We start from the raw sequence: 20455 nt of genomic DNA on the forward strand, positions 1-20455 counted from the left end.
TTTTTAAAACGTGGAGAATACCAGATTCGAACTGGTGGCCTTTTGACTGCCAGTCAAACGCTCTAGCCAACTGAGCTAATCCCCCAAAATAAAATTTACTCTTGAACTCTTAATATGAGTAATGGTTTAGGTGTAAAGAACTCTTTTTTGAGTACTACATTTTTTTCCCAGAGTTTCTTAAAGAAACCTCTCTTCCTGCGCACCACACAAACTATATCTGGATTTACAGACTGAAAATGTTCAAGTACACCTTGATAGGTAGTTGCGTTTGAGGTGGTCTTATAAGATGCACTCATCTCCTTAAGGTCGTCAGATACGTTTTTCATCTTATCGTCACTCTCTGGTGTCTCAACGTGCAAAAGTTGAATCTCTGTGCCAAAATGCTTTTGCATTTTTTTAAGCGGTTCTAAATGGCGTTTTTTATCAAAGTTTCCATTTTTAAAAGCCATTAGTATTTGAGATGGCTGCTTAAAAGTTTCGTTTTCTGGCACTATGAGGGCTGGTATATTTGTACTTTTTACAAGCTTTCCGGTTGTATTACCAAGATAGACCTCGTCACGTACAGAGTTACTGCGTGGTGAGAGTACCATAAGATCTACAGGTACGTGTTTATTAAAACGCTCTACACCATCTACCACTCCACCTTTTATAGGATGTGAAACAACAGAGACTCCTTTATGATCTACACTACTTACCACTTTCTCTAGTGTGTTTTCTGTATCTTCTTTAAGAACGGTGTTTAACTTTGAGGCGCTTCCTGCCTTAGAAAATTCTTGAAACACTGAGATAACATACACATTTGCATCTACCTCTTGAGCAAGATCTATTGCATATTGAAGTGTGTTAACCGCACTCTTTGATGAACCTATAGGAACAAGAATATTTTTCATACCGTAATTTGTAATTTTACATAAGATTACAAAAATACTTTTAAACTGTGATTGTAAAGGCAAAAAAAATAGACATTCCAGAGATACTTGCGCTCACTAGAGCGTGCGCAAAATCTATGATTGAAAAAGGCATCTATCAATGGAATGAGCATTATCCTAGTGCCGCCGCTTTTGAGCAAGATATAGACCGTGAGGAACTCTGTGTTTTAAAAAAAAACGGAGCGATCATAGGGACCATCGTGGTGTCTACCATTATGGATAAAGAGTATGAAGATGTTGAATGGTTAACTCCATCCCAAGGTAATATCTATGTACATAGACTCGCTGTGCATCCAGATATGCAGGGTAAGGGTTATGCTAGAAAAATGATGAACTATGCACATCAATTTGCACAAAAAGCTGGAGCACCTTCTATACGGCTCGACACCTTCTCGCAAAATAAGCGCAATCAACAATTTTATGAAGCTCGCGGTTATAAAAGACTGGGTAATATATATTTTCCAAAGCAAAGTAATGATCCCTTCTATTGTTATGAGCGCATTATATAAGATGTATTTTTGTAACTCAATTATTTTAAAGCCTGAGTTATCACTATACTATCGCACAACATAGATATTTCCTTTAAGCGCATACAGCAGCTGGCAGTTCCTGCGCTTATTGCTGGTATTGCAGAGCCTGTACTCTCTAGCACAGATGCTGCAGTAGTAGGTAACATTGCAGAAAATAGTGTCGAAGCGCTCGCTGCTGTAGGTATTGTAGGTTCTTTTCTCTCTATGCTTATATGGATACTAGGGCAAACACGTAGCGCCATTTCTGCCATAATATCTCAAAACCTAGGTGCTGGAAAGCTTGAAGATATTAAAGTGTTACCTGCACAGGCTATTTACTTTAATATCATTCTATCTATCATTGTTTTAGGGAGTACATACTTCTTTGTAAAAGAGATTTTTATGCTCCTTAATGCAAAGGGGTTGGTGTTATCTTTAAGTATAGACTATTATAATATACGCGTGTGGGGTTTCCCACTTACACTGTTCACCTTTGCCGTGTTTGGAATTTTTAGAGGGTTACAAAATACCTTCTGGCCTATGATTGTGGCAATTATAGGCGCCTCTCTTAACATAGGCCTTGACTTTATGCTTGTATACGGTATAGACGGTATTATTGAGCCTATGGGGGTTAAGGGTGCTGCCTGGGCAAGTCTGGCAGCACAGGCTGTAATGGCTATACTAGCGCTTGTGCTTTTACTTATAAAGACAGACGTTTCTCTTAGACTACGATTACCGCTGCACCCTGAGATTAAAAGACTTATCTCGATGAGTCTTAACCTCTTTATAAGATCATTTTCTCTCAATGTGGCTCTTGTACTTGCTGTACGTGAGGCGACCGCAATAAGTGATGAGACAGTAGCTGCCCACACCATTGCGGCAAATATATGGCTCTTTACAGCATTCTTTATAGATGGCTATGGAGCGGCTGGCAACCTATTAAGCGGTAGATTGCTAGGTGCAAAGGACTACCCCAACCTCTGGCTACTCACAAAACGAGTTATAAAATATAACCTTGTTGTTGCTGTTTTCTTGATGATTATCTGTGCTATTCTATACAAACCTATGGGCTTACTCTTTAGTAATGACGATGCAGTACTTATCGTATTTTATGGCGTATTTTTTATGGTGATTGTAATGCAACCTATTAACGCTATTGCCTTTACTTTAGACTCAATTTTTAAGGGTCTAGGAGAAATGGGGTGGTTACGTAACACGCTTCTTGTGGCCACATTTTTAGGCTTTGTGCCCGTGCTTTATATAAGTAAATACACGGGGTGGGGTATTTTGGGAATATGGTGTGCCTTTATGGTCTGGATGCTTTTTAGGGCAGGGATGCTTATTTACTTTTACAAGAAAAAGTATTACCCACTAGCCATAAAGTAACGTTTCTATAGATATGAGAATGGTTGAGAGCGCTTTCGCGAAAGCGTACTAAAAACCTATTCCTTTTCTAAAGGTTCCTCTACCTTTTTATTGCTGTCTTTTTGAGTGTCAAGCAATGCTTCATCAAAAGGTTTTCCTAAATAAACAATATGGCTCCCCTGAAAAGACTTAACGTCAAGCTCTTGTACAAATGACCCTATAATATGTATGGTTCCATCCTTCTGTTTTACAAAAAGAGGAATCATCTCATCATCATCTGTAATAATTTTTGCCACTTTTGAGTACTCTTCTTTTGTAGAAATAGGCACTTCACTTATGGTAGGATACTGCCTTGTGACCTCAGTCATATTTATAAAATCATCTGTTGCAGAGAAGAGACCTTCTTTAGGTAACTGTGCTATGTTGTCCATCTCTCTTTTTGAGATGAGACGGTACGCTCCGTTTTCTCCAAATTGTTTTCTAAAACGGTTTATTGCATACTTGTTGATATCGCTATTACCTGTAAGTGACATTAGATATCCTATATCGCTTAGCTCTACGTCATCTGTAAGATCGTCTGAGTAAATATTAGCCTGCATTGCCATAAGCCCCGCCTCTTTTGCGATACGTATGTGGTTTGTGTTGCTATCCAGCAAGACTACGTGGCGTCCATTTTTTTGAAGATACTTAGCAATAAGACGTGGCATTTCTGAGGCACCTACTATGAGTATTCCTTCAGATTTTACTAAAAATACGCCTACTGCCTTAGCAAATAGCCTAGCTGTTGTCGCGTTAAGAAGTACCGTCCCCAGTACAATCATAAATACAAGTGGTGTGATATACTCTGCACCAGGCTCTCCTTTAATAAGAAGTTTTGACCCAAAGAGAGAAGCAATACCTGCCGCTACAATACCGCGTGGACCAACCCAAGAGATAAAAAGCTTTGCGTTAGTCTGTAAATCTGAGCCCCAAGTACTCAAGAAAACCCCTATAGGTCTTACTATAAATACCACAACAAGAAATAATGCTAGTGTCTCCCATCTATATAGTAACTCAAGGTCTACAAGGTTCATATTTGCCGAAAGTAAAATAAACAGTACCGATATAAGTAGTACACTAAGTGACTCTTTGAAGTAAAGTAACTCTTTTATATTAGGCAAGTTTATATTACCTAAAACCATCCCCATTACAACTACGGCTAGCAGTCCAGACTCGTGAGCAAACTGGTCTGACATTACAAATACGCCTAGCACTGCCGCTAGTGTAAAAACATTCATCAAGTAGTGTGGTACTAGCTTTCTTTTTACAATAAAGGCAAGCGCGTGTGCAAACGTAAAACCAAAGGTGCTACCAAAAAGCACAATTTTTCCAAACTCAACCAGCGCTGTTTTTGTAAAAGCAGCGCCCTCCCCTACAGAGATAAACTCATACATAAGTACCGCCACAAGCGCCCCTATGGGATCTATAAGAATCCCTTCCCATTTAAGAACGGTAGAGATATCACGCTTTACAGGCACATTTCTTAATATAGGTGATATTACCGTAGGTCCGGTTACAATGATTAATCCAGAAAACAACAATGATATCTGTAAGCTTAGTCCAAAAATCCAGTAGGCAGCAAGACCAGCTCCTATAAAAGTCACGAGACTACCTATAGAGATAAGCTTTGTAATTACTGGGCCTACATTTCTTATTTCGTCACGTTTTAAGGTAAGACCACCCTCAAAAAGTATAATTGATATCGCTAGCGAGACAAAGTAGTACAGGCTCTCTCCCGGAAATAATCCTTCTTCTCCATTCCAGATAGGTTCTATCCATTTTGTGCCATCTTCAGATATAAGTGTAGATACGGGTCCCACAAAAAGACCTATGAGTAGTAGTGGTAAAATGGCAGGTAATTTTAAACGCCAAGCAGCCCATTGTGCAATGATCCCTAAAATTATGATTCCGGCTAGTTCTAACATATGAATTCAGTTTTGATGCGATATTAGTGTTTTAAAGCTTTTGGCTTTCGTTGTGAAGTTACAATTCTTTGTTAAAAACTAATGTATATAAGGGTTTAAAAACTCTCTTTTTGGTATTTTGCAGAGATTTATGTGATGGATAAAAGCCTTTTTTTGAGGTGTTTTCCGCTTTCGCGAAAGCGTAAAAAATACCATCCCAACTACTATTGACACGTTTTTATGAAAATATATCCTATTGAGGCTGGTAATTTTAAACTTGATGGTGGTGCGATGTTTGGCGTGGTGCCTAAGTCTATATGGAGTCGTACTAACCCTGCAGATAGTAACAACCTTATAGATATTGCAGCGCGCTGTCTCCTTATAGAAGATGGTAATAAGCTCATCCTTATTGATAATGGTATGGGTGACAAGCAGTCTGAGAAGTTTTATGGATATTACTATAGATGGGGTGATCACTCTATAGATACATCACTGGCCCAGTATGGTTTTCATAGAGATGATATTACAGATGTGTTTATGACGCACCTGCATTTTGACCACGTAGGTGGCGCCATACAGTGGAACAAAGATCATACGGGTTATGAACCAGCTTTTAAAAATGCTAAGTTCTGGACTAATGAAAATCACTGGCAGTGGGCTATTGAGCCTAATAATAGAGAGAAGGCGAGTTTCTTAAAAGAAAACCTCATCCCTATGCAAGAAAGTGGCCATTTACACTTTATAGAACGTGGTGAAAATGCCTTTAAGGAAACGAGCGAACTAGGTTTTGGTATTCTCTTTGCAGATGGTCATACAGAAAAGCAAATGTTACCACATATACAGTATCAAGGTAAGACCATTGTTTTTATGGCAGATCTTGTACCCACATTAGGTCATTTACCCGTACCTTATGTGACTGGTTATGATACACGCCCACTTCTATCTATAGATGAAAAAGAACGATTTTTGAAACAAGCGGCAGATAATAATTATTATCTCTGGCTAGAACACGATGCTCACAATGAGCTTGTTACTGTACAACATACCGAAAAAGGTGTGCGTGCAAAAGATATTTTTACCTTTAATGAACTATTTAATTAATAATATGAAGATTCAAACTACAAAATCCTTTCTTCTTGCAGCTACTGCTGCAGCTTTTCTAACAGCCTGTGACACGCCTAGCGCACTCGTTACAGTACCGGTTGAAAATGTAGATAGCAACCCTCTTAAAGTAGCTGCCCTTACAGATGCTCAAGAAAAAGCGTGGAGCTATGCAGACCTTAAAGCAGATACCATACCTGGTATGAGTGTAAATCGTACCTATGAAGAAATTATACCTAATAAAATAGGACAACAAGTTATTGTTGCTGTTATAGATTCTGGTATAGATATAGAGCACGAAGATTTAAAAAATAAAATCTGGACAAACCCTAACGAGATACCGGGTAATGGTAAAGATGATGATAACAACGGGTATGTAGATGATATACACGGATGGAATTTTCTAGGTGATGTAAATGCAGAGCAGCTAGAGTTTGTACGTATTATAAAAAGATACGAGAGCCAGTTTGAAGGTAAAACACTTGCATCTATACCTGCAAACCTAAGAGAAATCTTCCAACAGTATCAAAAAGCAAAAAGTGAGTATGACACGAAAGTAACAGAGGCACAAGCAAACAAAACACGTTACGAGCAAATTTTAGGGCAACTTAAAACATCCCACGCAGCTGTAAAAGCAAAGCTGGGTAAAGAAGATTATACTGCGGCAGATCTTAAAGCCATTGCAAACCCTACGGCAGAGATGCAGCAGCACGTTGCGTTCTTAACACAAATGTTGAGCTATGCAGACTCAATACCTGAGTTTATTAAAAATATAAATGATGGCGTAGATTACTTTACAAATCAGCTAGAGGCAAACTACAATAAAACAGCAGATTTTAGAAAAGTACTAGGTGATGATCCTTATGATATTACAGATACCAACTATGGTAATAACAACGTGTATGGACCAGAGCCAGACGGTGCAAAACACGGTACACACGTAGCAGGTATTATTGCTGCAGAGCGTGATAATGGTAAGGGTATGAATGGTGTTGCAAATAAAAACATCAAGATTATGGCACTACGTGCAGTACCAGATGGTGATGAGTATGATAAAGATATCGCACTAGCAATACGCTATGCGGTAGATAATGGTGCAAAGGTGATCAATACCTCTTTTGGAAAATACTACTCTCAAAATCCAGAGTGGGTTTATGACGCAATAAAATATGCGGCAAAGAAGGATGTACTTATCGTAAACGCTGCGGGTAATGAAGGGATAAGCCTTGATGATCCGGCAAATAGAGTATACCCTAACGATCAGATAGATAATGTAAATGAGATGAGTGACACTTTCCTCACTGTAGGAGCACTTAACCTAAAGTATGGTGGTGAGCTTGTAGCAAGCTTCTCAAACTATGGTAAGTCTCAAGTAGATGTATTTGCTCCTGGTGTACGTATATACAGTACCACTCCTGAAGATACGTATGAGTTCTTACAAGGTACCTCTATGGCATCGCCTAACACGGCTGGTGTTGCAGCAATGCTACGTAGCTATTATCCAAAATTAAGCGCTGCAAACATTAAAAAGATCATTATGGCTAGTGGTCTTGCTACCGGTACTCAAGTTATCTTAGGAGGTGATGAGACTAAGAAAGCGCGTTTTAGCGATATTTCAAAATCTGGTGAGATGGTCAATATGTACAATGCTTTTAAACTAGCAGAGCTACAAAAATAATTTTAGTAATTTCTAAAAATCCCAAGTTCCTCGATAGTGGAATTTGGGATTTTAACTTTAAATCAATCTATAATGAAAAACGCTTATAAATTACTGGTGATGGTATCGTTGTTCGCTTTCGCGAAAGCGTATGCACAAAACAACACCTCATACTGGCAACAACACGTCGACTACGAGATGGAGATCGATATGAATGTAAAAAACTATCAGTACGATGGTAAACAGAAGCTGGTGTATACAAACAACTCACCAGAGACGCTAGACCGTGTGTATTATCACCTTTACTTTAATGCATTTCAACCAGGTAGTGAGATGGATGTGCGCTCGCGCAACATTGCAGATCCAGATGGTCGTGTTAAAGATCGAATAAGCAAGCTAGGGCCAGATGAGATAGGTTTTATAAAAGTAAAAAGCCTTACTCAAGATGGTAAAAAATTAAACTATGAGGTAGCCGGTACTGTGCTAGAAGTACAACTTGCTGCACCTATCGCACCAGGAGCAAGTACAACCTTTAATATGGATTTTAAAGGACAAGTACCAGTACAGATACGCCGTAGTGGTCGTAACAATAAAGAAGGTGTTGCACTATCTATGACACAGTGGTACCCAAAAATGGCCGAATATGATTTTGAAGGCTGGCACGCACATCCTTATATCGCTCGTGAGTTTCACAGTGTATGGGGAGACTTTGATGTAAAAATCACAATAGATGAAAACTACACCGTAGGTGGTACAGGCTATTTACAAGATCCAGAAGATATGGGTCACGGGTATGCTGGCACTTCTATGAAGCCTGGTAAAAACGCAAAGCGTGGTAAATTACAATGGCACTTTAAAGCACCAAACGTACACGACTTTACCTGGGCTGCAGATCCTGAGTATGTACACGATGTGATTATGGGAGAAAATGATACAGAGCTACACTTCTTCTATAAAAATAAAGAGTCTATAAAGGCAAACTGGAAAAAACTACAGCCTATGACGGCAGACTTACTTGCCTTTTATAACAAGCACGTAGGTACATACCCTTACAAGCAGTACTCTGTGATACAAGGTGGAGATGGTGGTATGGAGTATGCAATGAGTACACTTATCACTGGTGAGCGCAAGTTTGGGAGCCTTTTTGGTGTGACTGCACACGAGATGGCACATACTTGGTTTCAATTCTTACTGGCAAGTAATGAGGCAAAACACGAGTGGATGGATGAAGGATTTACTTCATATATCTCTGCTCTAGCCGAAAATGAACTTACAGGAGGTGATAACCCTAATCCAATTGCTGGATCATACAGAGGGTACTACTACCTTGTAAAAAGCGGTAAAGAACAACCACAAACTACACACGCAGACCGTTACAACGAGAATATGCCTTACAGCATCGCTGCATACAGTAAAGGTGCCGTATTTCTAGCACAACTAGGATACGTTATAGGGGAAGATAACCTTAAAAAAACGCTCAAAAAATACTTTGATGATTTTGCTTTTAAGCACCCTACGCCTAACGATATTAAACGTACGGCAGAGAAGGTTTCTGGTATGGAGCTAGACTGGTATCTTACAGACTGGACACAAACTACAAATACGATAGACTACGGTATCACAAGCGTTGAGGCAGATGGTAATAAAACAAAGGTTACGCTTACGCGAAAAGGGTTAATGCCTATGCCTATAGATCTTTATGTAGATATGGCAGACGGTTCTCAAAAATCATACTATATGCCACTGCGTATGATGCGTGCCGAAAAACCAAACCCAACGCCAAACATTACTCGTGAGCAACTCGCAGACTGGCCTTGGACAAACCCTACATATACCTTTACAATAGACGCACCTATAAGTAAAGTAAAGATGATGAAGATTGATCCTACCTCAAAAATGGCAGATATTGATCAAACAGATAATGTGTGGGAAAACAAGTAAGATAACCTCACATTACTAGCGCTTATTTAAACCAGCTCATTACGAGCTGGTTTTTTTATAAAGACTTTATGATTCATAATCTTCTGATACTATGATAGTTTTATATTTTTAAATGTGAGTAAAGCGTTTATGAATTATAAGTTATTTTTTCTTTTTTGCTTGGTGGGGAGTTATACCTCAGCACAGACGCTCGAAGGGACTATTTATAATGCAACCCAAACACTACCTGGTGTAAGTGTAAAAAACCTGTCAAGAAATATACAAACCCAAAGCACTAGTAATGGGTCCTTTATAATTGCGGCAGCTGTAAATGATTCTATTTCTTTCTATCTCTTTCCATATGCACCTCAACTTAAAGTGATCACCGCAAAAGATATATCTAGTCCCATAGTCATTGAGTTAAAAGAAGTAAACAATGAACTTGACGAGGTACTCTTGCATAATACGCCTAAAAAAGAAATCACTTTTAGTGCGCCGGCTTATGAGCAGACAGTCCAGCAGTCTATACTAGGAGATATTGACAAAAACGGACATCTCTACGTCCCACCAGCGTCTACTTACGGAATTAACTTTGTTGCACTATTTAAAAAGGCACGTAAGCTATTTAAGAAAAAGGACGGACGGAGAAATGCAAAAACAACTCTAGCTATTAATTCCTTACAATTAGAAAAACTCTTTAAAGAGGATCCTGTCTTTAATGATGACTTTTTGTACAACGAGCTAGGCCTACCAGAAAATAGTGCTTACTACTTTTTTGACTATTGTGAATCACGACAGTTAGATACAAACCTCCTCAAACCCAAAAACAGCTTCTTACTTATGGATAAACTTATCACCCTGAGTGAGGAATACAAAGAGATGTTTAACTCTCTAAAGCAATAGGTTGATAAATACTACCCCTTCCCTATCTCCAGTAAACTATCCCACTGGGTTGTATATCGTGGGCTGCGCTCCTCTTTAATGAGTTCCCATTCCTTATTACTTTTTGAGGTGCCAGATAATCCTGCCGAAACTGTAGACTTCCCGTAGCGATTATTTATTGCGTCAAAGGCTTTTATGAGGCGCTTATCTCCCGTCGCTTCGGGCATAAAGAGGTTACCTTGTACTTCCTCCTCTGGTATGAGACCTAAAAGGTCTACGCCCACTTTTTTGTACTTAAATCCCGGCTTATAAATTCGCTTTAAGGCTTTTTTTGCTTCTACTATAAGAATAAAAGTATCATTCGTGGGCACAGATAAGGTTACAATGGTCTTATCTGCGTGTTGCACATCATTTGTGCTGTGATAGTTTGTGGTGAGATATATACGCAGTTGTGTACAGCAACATTTTTGGGAGCGTAGCACCTCGCTTACTTCACTTATGTAGTAAGCGCAGGCTTCTTCTATTTGTGGTAGGTTATCCAGTTTTTTACCAAAGGATTTTGCTGTTCCTATTGCTTTTTTCTTTCGCGGAAGCGTTTCAAAAGGAATACAAGATTCTCCATTAAGCTCCCTCCACAAGCGCTCCCCTACTACGGTCATTTCTTTACGTACCCACGCAAGTGGTACTTCTGTAAATGCATAAGCTGTAAAGACACCTATATGAGCGAGACGCTCCACGTGTTTTTTACCTAGCCCCCAGATGTCTTTTGTTTCTGCCCAGTTAAGTGCCTCTATGCGTCGCTCCTCGGTATCCATCACATACACGTGGTCAAAGTGTGCTACCTTTTTTGAAATACGGTTTGCAAGTTTTGCCAGCACCTTAGTAGGTGCAATGCCTACTCCTACAGGTATCCCAGTGCGCTGCACAATCGTATTTTTAATTTGGTGACCGTAGGCGTTAAGATCTACGTGAATCATCCCAGAGAGATCTACAAAAGACTCATCTATACTGTACACCTCAACGGCAGGTGAGAACTCGCGCAGTACATTCATCACGCGGTCAGACATATCTCCATACAAGGTGTAATTTGATGAGAAGAGCGTGACATCGTTTTGTGCCAGCAACCCTTTTATTTTAAAAAGTGGGTCGCGATATGGGATATGTGTGAGCGCCTTTGCTTCTTTATTTTTTGCTATGATACAGCCATCATTATTACTCAATACAGCGACAGGTCTACCCTTTAAGTCAGGTCTAAATACCTGCTCACAAGAGGCATAAAAGCTATTACAATCTACCATCGCAATCATACCGCCTTGTGTATTATGTAGCTTATCATTCCCCAGAGTTCTATAGGTTTTGAAGCATTTATTCTTTGCACATCAAAACCCTCTTCTGTAATAACTAGTGCCAGTTTACCCTCTTGTGCTACTTGTGCGCGGTCTATTATCAAAACATCTTTATCAAGAATGTTATGTGACTTCCAGCTATCACCCTTTACACGTACAAAAAAGGTCGCATCACGAGAAGAACTAAGCTCCTTATTGAGGTCTATCATAGGCTCACGGTAATGCGTCGCAGGACTGGGGAAACCTGTTTGTACAGACCGGTTACCCGAGTAGTCTGTCACAGCACGTTTTACTTTTTGAGGTTCTGTCTTCATAGATGACAAAATTATGGATATTTTCCAATAAAATGTATTTTTTCCATTATTTGATGTGCTGTATTGTGATTTTTTTGCTTTCGCGAAAGCGTATATCTCCTCCTTTACCTACCTCAATTCTACTATCTTTGCCAGCAATGGCACACACGTACCCAAGAAAAGAAAAGCTAAAATCTAAGAAGCTCATAGAAGCGCTTTTTATAGAGGGAAGGTCTGTCAAGTCTTTTCCGCTGCGGCTCATATATATGGAGACACCACTCAAGGAAGAAGGCATATCACACCAAGTGAGCGTTTCTGTATCTAAGCGCAATTTTAAACTTGCCGTATCTCGCAATCGTATAAAACGCTTGATGCGGGAGTCTTATCGTTTACACAAAGACCAGATTTGTATAAAAGGCACGACCTTTGTGATGCTTATTATCTATACAGGTCGAGAAGAAGTCTCTCAACAACAGCTTCATAAGGCTATGGTCAAACTTATAAAACGATTTAATGATGCGATAGCTCCTGCATCATAAGTTTGTTGCATCTCTGGCCTTTTCTTATCTTGTTAGGTATAGGTGCATTTTTTATGCGCAGATGGATTAAAAAAAATAAAAAGTAGATAATTACGCTTTCGCGAAAGCGTTATACGCACAACTATAGTCTCTTACAGACATCTTGTATTATGAAAAAGAAAATATTCATTCCCGTTATTGCTGTTGTCATAGGTATCAGTACGGTTAGTTTTAAAAGTGACTTCTTTGAAATCGCAAAGCAAATCGAAATTTTTACAGAGCTCTTTAAGGAGCTTAATATGAATTATGTAGATGAGACAAACCCTGCAGAGCTTATGGATAGTGCCATAGAGGGTATGCTTGCAGATCTTGATCCGTATACAAAGTACTGGACGGAGCAAGAGGTAGAAGATGCAAAAATTAACCGCTCTGGAGACTACTCTGGTATAGGTGCCACCGTGCGCAATCAAGACGGAAAGATGACCATTACAGAACCGCGCAAAGGCTACCCGGCAGATAAAGCAGGTCTTAAAGCAGGTGATGAGATTATAAAAATAGGTGACATTACCGTGGCAGATGTAGATGGTGATGCTGGAGATTTACTTAAAGGAGCACCAAACAGTGAGGTGGTCATCACCTACAAGCGCCAAGGAAAAACAGATAAAGCAACTATAAAACGCTCTGCGGTAGAGATAGATGCAGTCCCGTTTTCAAAACTCATAAATGGTGATACTGGGTACATCGTGCTTACAAAGTTTAATAAAAAGGCATCTAGCCAGGTAAAAGAAGCACTTGTGAGTCTTAAAACAGATGGTGCTACAAAGATTATACTTGACCTACGTGGTAACGGTGGTGGTTTACTTAGTGAGGCTATAAATATTTGCAATCTCTTTTTACCTAAAGGGTCTCTCATTACAACCACAAAGTCTGTAGTAAAAAAATACAATAAGACCTATACGACTTCGCAAGAACCTGTAGATACAGAGATACCTCTTGTAGTGCTCGTAAATGGTAGGTCTGCCTCTGCCTCAGAGATTGTTTCTGGAGGTTTACAAGATTATGATAGAGCTGTGGTGGTAGGTGCTAGAACCTTTGGTAAAGGTCTTGTACAGCGCCCTAAACCACTTACTTACGGTACATCTGTAAAAATCACGATATCTCGCTACTACACGCCTTCTGGTCGCTGTATACAAGCTCTAGATTACTGGAATCGTGATGAAAATGGAAATGCTGTACGCACCGATGCTGCAGATTATAATGAGTTTAAAACTAAAAACGGTCGTAAGGTACTAGACGGTGGTGGTGTATTACCAGATATACAAGTGAGCTCTGCAAAGTTGAGCCCAGTAACAACTGCTCTTCTTAAGGATAATGCGATTTTTGAATATGCTACAGATTACTATTATAATCATCAGTATAGCGATATGAGTGAGTTCTCGTGGTCACAAGCAGATTTTGCAGACTTTAAATCATTTTTAAATCGTACAGGTTTTAAGTATGAAACCGGTACAGAAAAAGCATTTGCAAAGGCACTAGAACAAGCAGATAAGGATGATCTTAAAACAGAAGTATCGGCGGCTTACAATCAACTTAATAATGCGATAACCCTGGCAAAAGAAAAATCTATAGATGAGCGTCAAGATGAGATTGAAAATCTACTCATAGATGAGATTGTAAAGAGATACTTTTATCGAGATGGTCTTTATGAGTACCAGATTATAAATAATGTAGAGGTTAAGGAAGCGCTAGCAGTACTAGCAGATAAAAATCGCTACAATAAGATTTTAAATAATTAAAAGGACTGCGCTACATATAGCCCTGCTCCTATTATCTGTGCAAGCTTTTGCTCAGGTCGATAAAACACACGAAACCTTTTTTGAGACAGATAAATCTAATCTCGTTGCTATAGAAAATGCAAAGCTAGAACGCTTTATTACCTCTTTGCCTCTAGATAAAATAGAAGATATCTCTATTTATGGCTATTGTGATGACCGGGGTACAGATGCCTATAATAACTGGCTCTCACAAGAGCGTGCAAATACTATTAAACAAAAGTTTGTAGATAGAGGTATTGCAGATAGTATCATAAAAAACTCAGACGGAAAAGGGGAGTTACTTCTCACCAGACTAGATGACGTGGGTAGTGAAGTGCAACGCACCCTTAATCGTAAAGTAGAGATTATCGTATCATTATTAGAACCTCGCGTAGTTCCAAAAGAAGCCATTGCCGAAGAAAAAGAACTAGAAGAGACAAAGGATAGATATAAAACCTTTGAAGATGAGCCTATTGTAAAGGGAGACCGTATCCTATTAAAAAACATTCTTTTTAAAACTAACTACAGCTATATACACGGCAAATCTCGTAAGGACCTTAATAAGCTAGCCAAATATCTCGCTGCACATCCTGAGATTATTTTTAAGATACAGGGTCACGTGTGTTGTGTAGACCACGGCCGTGATGGTATTAATCTAAAGACTGGTAAACGTAATCTCTCTGAGGCGAGAGCAAAATTTATATACGATTATCTTGCAGATCACGGTGTAGCAAAAAAACGAATGCGCTATCAAGGTTTTGGTAGTAGGTTTCCACTAGGTGGTGACCCTAAAGATGATAAGCGTGTAGAGATTCTCGTTACTTATGTGAAGAAAGTAAAGCCCAAGAAAAAGTAATTATATGGTTAAAGTTACGGTAGCAATCTGCATACTTACAATGAGTTTTTTGTCTTGTTCTCAAGCTGTCAAGCCTACATCAAAAATCAATAAGAATTTTAACCAAAACTACATTCCTCCGGGTACTATCAAACTGGTAGATACTATGTTTATTGATAAACAACCCGTGACTAATGAAATGTATAAAGAGTTTTTGAGGCATCGAGATTATTATTGGACTACAGAGTCCTCAAAAATGTTTGAGACTTTACCCACTCACAATGCGCCACTTCCAGATGAAATAAAAGTGTTGCAACAAAACAGTTATGCAGATGCGGTATCATCTTTACTTAATATTAAAGATACCAGTGAAGTAGCCTTAACTAATATTCTTGATAACCCAGTGTATGCAAAGCACCCTATAATAGGTATAGATTATAAAGAAGCTCTTCTTTTTTGTAAATGGCGTTCAGAACTGGCTACTTTGCGTCTTAACCATATCAATAAGACAAAAAAATCTAGAGAACAATTTCCTAAAAAACTATACTATAGGCTCCTTTCGGAAAGTGAGTTTGTAAACGTGATTAATCATTTTAAACAAATTGATCGTTTAAAACAATTACCAGTATCAGAAGCTGGCGTAAAAGATCATCCAGAGGGATATTTGATTACTTTTAATCTTGATGAACTACTTAATGACGGTAGTCTCTTTAATATTCAAAGTGAGCGTATTAAAACCGATACGCTTTCTAAAAGTAAAACCACTTTTAGGTGTATCTGTGAGACAGAGGCTTGGTAAGGTTTACGGCTTAAGTTATGAGTACGCTTTCGCGAAAGCGTAAAAATTCTCGCTATTAGTTTTTCAGCATCCCAATATGAGGAATACCATCTTCTAGATAGCCCTCACCTACTTCTTTAAAACCAAGATTGTTGTAAAAACGTTTGAGATACGTTTGAGCAGATATTTTTATGGTTGTCTCATTATAATACCGCTCTACCGCTTCTATAGATGTGTTCATTAAATCATAACCGTAAGTGTGCGCGCGTTCATTTTCTTTCACTACTACCCTACCTATACTGGCATTTTCAAAATAACCTCCTGGTCCAAAAATTCTGGTATATGCGACTAGCTTTTCGTTTTTATAACCCATCACGTGTACGGCATCTTGATCTTTACCATCTACATCTTGATACACGCAGTCTTGTTCTACTACAAAAACCTCAGCTCTAAGTTGTAGTATATCGTACAACTCGCTCGTATTAAGAAATTCAAACTTTTTGATTTTAAAATCAAGGGCTACTTTGTCCATAAGTAATACCCGCGTAGCGGGATTTTTATAAGGCTAGTTACAAGCTATTTTGTCTACACGTCTCTGGTGGCGACCTCCTTCAAACTCTGTAGTAATAAATGCTTTTACCATCTCAAGCGCCTGCATTTCTGAAGTGTAGCGTGCTGGTATCGCTATCACATTTGCATTGTTATGCTCACGTGCAAGAATGGCAATTTCTTTTATCCAGCATAGGGCCGCACGTACACCTTGATGCTTATTAACAGTCATTGCAATACCGTTACCACTACCACATATAACGATACCAAAATCTGCCTTACCCTCCTCTACATCTGTCGCAACAGGATGTCCAAAGTCTGGATAGTCTACACTATCTGGTGTGTCTGTACCATAATTACTAACAGTATGCCCGGCTTCTTTTAAAAACTTGACAATAACATTCTTATAACTAGGTCCTGCGTGATCGTTTCCTATAGAGATTTTCATAGTACGTTTGTTTGAATAACAAAGTTAGTAAATAGCGGTATTGTTTTACCGTTTTACTTAACCGGTAATTTAATACTGACTATAATTTTGTGTTCTTTTTATTCTTCGATAAAGTTACACGCTTAATATGTTGTATATCACAACTTTAATAGGTGTATGTGTATAAACCTCTTGCTTTGTTTACAATTGTTGATAACCGTGAAAAACCTGTTAATAGCAATTGTCAATAACTTTTAAGCAATACTGATAACTCTATTTGTGATTATAAAATAAAAATACAATACAGGACTTAGGGTATATAAACCTAATTTTTCTATCCCAAATAATGATCAAAATTATGAGCAATAAAAGCAGCCATTTTTAATAAGTTAATAACTCAAGTTATAAGCAATTTTATGTGAAGTGTGGTTATCAACATTTGTTAACTACCTAATGTAACATACAGATTTACAAGCCTATTTAACTATAATAACTCGTAGATAAGATGTCAATAACTAACAAAAAGTCACTTTTACAAAGAACAGCTCAAAAAGTTATACCGCTATTCACACTATATAATAAGCATCAATTTTTTTTTAAATTTTTAAAGAAAAGAAATATATATAATATTATATGTGAATAACATCTAGAAGTAACTAGAAGAAAAAAAGGAAAAGAAGACTGTTTTAAAAAGTGTTGACAAGGAGATTTGTTTCACTTACGTGAAAAAGGAAACTGAAAAGAAAAATAAAGCTGTTAGGTTATGAGTGATAACTCACTCGCTCTTGAGAAAACGGTGTCGAGGTGTGATTAGGGTTTTCTTCCTCAAAGGTTGCGTTTATATATATCGCAAAGCCTATGATTCCAATAATGAAGATTATTAGAAATAGTAAGGTGTTTTTATGAAAAAGCTTTGATGTATTCATAGTGCTCGTCTCTATAAAGACGCTACAAAAATACAATTGTTACACTAATTTTAAGATTTTTTTAAGAAAAATAGAAATAACTTTTAATTTTAAAGTTTTGATTTTTAAAATGTTACCTTAAAAGGGATGTTTTAAGTAATATGAGATTAAGATTTACTGTTTCCGTAATTTTGAGAATGACTGTCGTAAAATGTTTTAAGGCATAGCTTTTGCACAGTACTCTTTACATATCAAAATGTCTTGACTTAAAGAGTATAAAATTTTAATGCTCTTGCTACATACTCTTAGTAAGTAGCTCGTTTCATCTTTTCGCGAAAGCATAATAATCACAAACCCTGTTTCTAAAAGGTTATAAAAACTTAAAATTTTAACAGAAATACTGAAGTTGAACATTTTAAGACTAATTTTGTACCAGATATAAAATAAATGAATAAGAAGAAGAGAAGGAGAGGACCAGGAAAAATAACAAACCTCTCAGAAAGAATACTAAAAATTCTAAAAGCAGATCATCACAAAACTTACAATTACAAACAAATAGCGGCAAAACTTGATGTAGATGATCCATCTAGCCGTAATCAAATAATCAAAAACTTACAGCAACTTAAAGCCAAAGAACAAATCGTAGAAGAGGGACGTGGCCAGTTTAAGATTGCAGCAAATAAAAATTACCACACTGGGATACTAGATGTTTCTGGTAAAGGTGGCGGTTATGTGATGGTAGATGATCTTGAACAAGATATCTATGTACCACCACATCACTTAAATAAAGCACTTAATGGTGACGAGGTTGAGGTATATATATACCGCCAGCGTCGTAGTAAGAAACACGAAGGTGAGATTACAAAAATCATCAAGCGTAAAACTGAAGAATTTGTAGGGGTTGTAAAACTCCAAAAAAAGTTTGCCTTTGTACTTACATCTGAGTCTAACAAGATGTATACAGACATCTTTGTACCACTTAAAAAAATAGGTGATGCACAAGATGGTGATAAAGTAGTGGTTACCATAGAAGACTGGCCAGAAAAAGCAGACTCTCCTTATGGTAAAATCACAAAAGTACTCGGTAAACCTGGTGAGCATAACACAGAGATACACTCTATACTTGCACAATATGGATTGCCATATGAGTTTCCAAAAGAGGTAGAAGAGTATGCAAATAAGATAGATACTTCTATAAAAGAAGAGGAGATTGCAAAGCGTCGTGATATGCGTGATGTACTTACATATACCATAGATCCAAAGGATGCAAAAGACTTTGACGATGCATTGAGTTTCCAAAAACTACAAAATGGTAATTATGAAGTGGGCGTGCATATTGCAGATGTAAGCCACTACCTCGTACCAGGTACTATACTAGATGATGAGGCTTATGAGCGTGCAACCTCTGTATATCTTGTAGATAGAGTAGTACCTATGTTACCAGAAATATTGAGTAACGGTGCGTGTTCTCTACGTCCTAATGAAGAAAAATATACCTTCTCTGCTGTATTTGAGATGGTACCAGAAACTTCAAAAATTGTAAATTCTTGGTTTGGACGTACAGTTACTTACAGTGATGCGCGTTTTGCTTATGAAGAAGCACAAGCTATTATAGAGAGTAGATCTAATATTATTCCAGCGGCAGTATCACTTACTGGTGAAGAGTATACAGTTACAGATGAGCTTGTAGAAGCAACTTTAGAGCTAGATAGACTCGCAAAAATTATGCGCCGCCAGCGTATGAAGGATGGAGCTATCTCTTTTGATAAAGTAGAGGTAAAGTTTAATCTTGATGATGATGCAAACCCTACGGGAGTTTTCTTTAAAACATCAAAAGATGCAAATAAACTCATAGAAGAGTTTATGCTACTTGCAAACAGAAAAGTATCTGAGTTTATAGGTAAACAACGACCTAAAAAGACCTTTGTTTACCGTATACACGACGAGCCTAATGATGAGAAGCTTGCCTCTCTTGAGAAGGTGGTAGGTAAATTTGGTTACAAAATGAACCTCACAGATCGTAAAAGTGTAACCTCTTCTCTTAACCAGTTACTCGTAGATGTACAAGGTAAGAAAGAGCAAAATATGGTAGACACACTTGCCATACGTACTATGAGTAAAGCTGTTTACAGTACAGAAAATATAGGTCACTACGGTCTTGCATTTGAGTATTACAGCCACTTTACCTCACCTATACGTCGTTATCCAGATGTAATGGTGCATCGTTTATTACAACATTATCTAGATGGCGGAAAATCTGCTAGTGAAGAAGAGTATGAACAAAAATGTAAGCACTCATCTCATATGGAGCAGCTTGCTACAAGTTCAGAACGTGATAGCATAAAGTATATGCAAGTCAAGTTTATGCAAGACCATCAAGATGAAGAGTTTATAGGTGTGATCTCTGGAGTTACAGAGTGGGGAATCTACGTAGAGATCATCTCAAATAAGTGTGAAGGTATGGTGCGCTTGCGTGACATAAAAGGAGATCACTATGAGTTTGATCAAGATAGCTACTCGGTTATAGGGCAGAAGTCTGGTAACCAGATTACCCTAGGAGATGAGGTAGTAGTAAAAGTAAAAGAAGCAGATCTTGTTAAGAAACACCTAGACTTTACACTTGTAGGTGTTAAGGAAGGCTTGCATCAATAATAAATACGCTTTCGCGAAAGCAAAAAAATAAG

Annotated in this window: 19 protein-coding genes and 1 tRNA gene; 11 read left to right on the forward strand and 9 right to left on the reverse strand. The window is 38.0% G+C overall.

The features are described from left to right. Window positions 1-11 precede the first annotated feature (11 nt). A tRNA-Ala gene (locus tag MED134_RS09005) sits at window positions 12-85 on the reverse strand. A gap of 10 nt (window positions 86-95) precedes the next feature. After that, complete coding sequence (locus tag MED134_RS09010; protein WP_038598104.1) at window positions 96-890, reverse strand: universal stress protein; 795 nt, start codon at window positions 888-890, stop codon at window positions 96-98. 47 nt (window positions 891-937) lie between these two features. Here MED134_RS09010 and MED134_RS09015 point away from each other — a divergent pair, with 47 nt between their 5' ends. Continuing rightward, on the forward strand, window positions 938-1438 hold the full coding sequence (locus MED134_RS09015; protein ID WP_038598106.1) for a GNAT family N-acetyltransferase: 501 nt from the start codon (window positions 938-940) through the stop codon (window positions 1436-1438). A gap of 20 nt (window positions 1439-1458) precedes the next feature. Here the strand turns inward: MED134_RS09015 and MED134_RS15385 are convergent, their stop codons facing one another. After that, entirely contained in the window at window positions 1459-1605 is a 147-nt protein-coding gene (locus MED134_RS15385) for a hypothetical protein (protein ID WP_237747102.1), read from the reverse strand. Between MED134_RS15385 and MED134_RS09020 the strand changes: the two genes are divergently transcribed. Further along, complete coding sequence (locus MED134_RS09020) at window positions 1547-2824, forward strand: MATE family efflux transporter (RefSeq protein ID WP_237747167.1); 1278 nt, start codon at window positions 1547-1549, stop codon at window positions 2822-2824. The genes MED134_RS15385 and MED134_RS09020 overlap by 59 nt on opposite strands. A 56-nt stretch (window positions 2825-2880) precedes the next feature. Here MED134_RS09020 and MED134_RS09025 read toward each other — a convergent pair whose 3' ends face one another. Next, window positions 2881-4767: a cation:proton antiporter gene (locus MED134_RS09025; RefSeq protein ID WP_038598110.1), complete on the reverse strand. Its 1887-nt coding sequence runs from the start codon at window positions 4765-4767 to the stop codon at window positions 2881-2883. Window positions 4768-4986: 219 nt separating this feature from the next. Here MED134_RS09025 and MED134_RS09030 point away from each other — a divergent pair, with 219 nt between their 5' ends. The 4 genes from MED134_RS09030 to MED134_RS09045 all read left to right on the forward strand — a co-directional run bounded on the left by MED134_RS09030 (window position 4987) and on the right by MED134_RS09045 (window position 10327). Continuing rightward, complete coding sequence (locus tag MED134_RS09030; RefSeq protein ID WP_038598112.1) at window positions 4987-5847, forward strand: MBL fold metallo-hydrolase; 861 nt, start codon at window positions 4987-4989, stop codon at window positions 5845-5847. Continuing rightward, window positions 5831-7525, forward strand: coding sequence for a S8 family peptidase (locus MED134_RS09035; protein ID WP_237747103.1), 1695 nt, complete (start codon window positions 5831-5833; stop codon window positions 7523-7525). Before MED134_RS09030 ends, MED134_RS09035 begins: the two co-directional genes overlap by 17 nt. 72 nt (window positions 7526-7597) lie before the next feature. Further along, window positions 7598-9445, forward strand: coding sequence for a M1 family metallopeptidase (locus MED134_RS09040; protein ID WP_038598114.1), 1848 nt, complete (start codon window positions 7598-7600; stop codon window positions 9443-9445). Between the two features lie 129 nt (window positions 9446-9574). Beyond that, window positions 9575-10327, forward strand: a complete 753-nt coding sequence (locus MED134_RS09045) for a hypothetical protein (protein ID WP_038598116.1) — start codon at window positions 9575-9577, stop codon at window positions 10325-10327. A gap of 11 nt (window positions 10328-10338) precedes the next feature. On the opposite strand, the gene MED134_RS09050 is transcribed toward MED134_RS09045, so the two are convergent. Both MED134_RS09050 and MED134_RS09055 read right to left on the reverse strand, forming a co-directional pair. Further along, complete coding sequence (locus tag MED134_RS09050) at window positions 10339-11613, reverse strand: Y-family DNA polymerase (protein WP_052084183.1); 1275 nt, start codon at window positions 11611-11613, stop codon at window positions 10339-10341. Beyond that, window positions 11610-11966, reverse strand: a complete 357-nt coding sequence (locus MED134_RS09055) for a S24 family peptidase (protein ID WP_038598120.1) — start codon at window positions 11964-11966, stop codon at window positions 11610-11612. Before MED134_RS09055 ends, MED134_RS09050 begins: the two co-directional genes overlap by 4 nt. 137 nt (window positions 11967-12103) lie before the next feature. On the opposite strand from MED134_RS09055, the gene rnpA reads away from it, so the two are divergent. The 4 genes from rnpA (at window position 12104) to MED134_RS09075 (ending at window position 15911) form a co-directional block, all read left to right on the forward strand. Next, window positions 12104-12484, forward strand: a complete 381-nt coding sequence (rnpA, locus tag MED134_RS09060; RefSeq protein WP_038601103.1) for a ribonuclease P protein component — start codon at window positions 12104-12106, stop codon at window positions 12482-12484. Between the two features lie 149 nt (window positions 12485-12633). Further along, window positions 12634-14259 carry a S41 family peptidase gene (locus tag MED134_RS09065; protein ID WP_038598122.1) on the forward strand — a complete coding sequence of 542 codons (1626 nt, stop codon included), beginning with the start codon at window positions 12634-12636 and terminating at the stop codon, window positions 14257-14259. 37 nt (window positions 14260-14296) lie between these two features. Continuing rightward, window positions 14297-15133: an OmpA family protein gene (locus tag MED134_RS09070; protein ID WP_237747104.1), complete on the forward strand. Its 837-nt coding sequence runs from the start codon at window positions 14297-14299 to the stop codon at window positions 15131-15133. 4 nt (window positions 15134-15137) lie between these two features. Continuing rightward, on the forward strand, window positions 15138-15911 hold the full coding sequence (locus tag MED134_RS09075) for an SUMF1/EgtB/PvdO family nonheme iron enzyme (RefSeq protein WP_038598127.1): 774 nt from the start codon (window positions 15138-15140) through the stop codon (window positions 15909-15911). Between the two features lie 55 nt (window positions 15912-15966). Here MED134_RS09075 and MED134_RS09080 read toward each other — a convergent pair whose 3' ends face one another. From MED134_RS09080 to MED134_RS15275, 3 genes are all read right to left on the reverse strand, one after another. Continuing rightward, window positions 15967-16422 carry a GNAT family N-acetyltransferase gene (locus MED134_RS09080; RefSeq protein WP_038598129.1) on the reverse strand — a complete coding sequence of 152 codons (456 nt, stop codon included), beginning with the start codon at window positions 16420-16422 and terminating at the stop codon, window positions 15967-15969. 33 nt (window positions 16423-16455) lie between these two features. Continuing rightward, on the reverse strand, window positions 16456-16887 hold the full coding sequence (rpiB, locus tag MED134_RS09085) for a ribose 5-phosphate isomerase B (protein WP_038598131.1): 432 nt from the start codon (window positions 16885-16887) through the stop codon (window positions 16456-16458). Window positions 16888-17627: 740 nt separating this feature from the next. Continuing rightward, a complete protein-coding gene (locus tag MED134_RS15275; RefSeq protein ID WP_157496176.1) occupies window positions 17628-17792 on the reverse strand; it encodes a hypothetical protein in 165 nt (54 codons plus the stop codon). 426 nt (window positions 17793-18218) lie between these two features. On the opposite strand from MED134_RS15275, the gene rnr reads away from it, so the two are divergent. Further along, the gene (rnr, locus tag MED134_RS09090) at window positions 18219-20423 is read left to right on the forward strand and encodes a ribonuclease R (RefSeq protein ID WP_038598133.1); all 2205 of its coding nucleotides are present in this window, start codon (window positions 18219-18221) and stop codon (window positions 20421-20423) included. The last annotated feature ends 32 nt before the right edge of the window (window positions 20424-20455 follow it).

Origin of the sequence: Dokdonia sp. MED134, assembly GCF_000152925.2 — a bacterium.
Classification (GTDB): domain Bacteria; phylum Bacteroidota; class Bacteroidia; order Flavobacteriales; family Flavobacteriaceae; genus Dokdonia.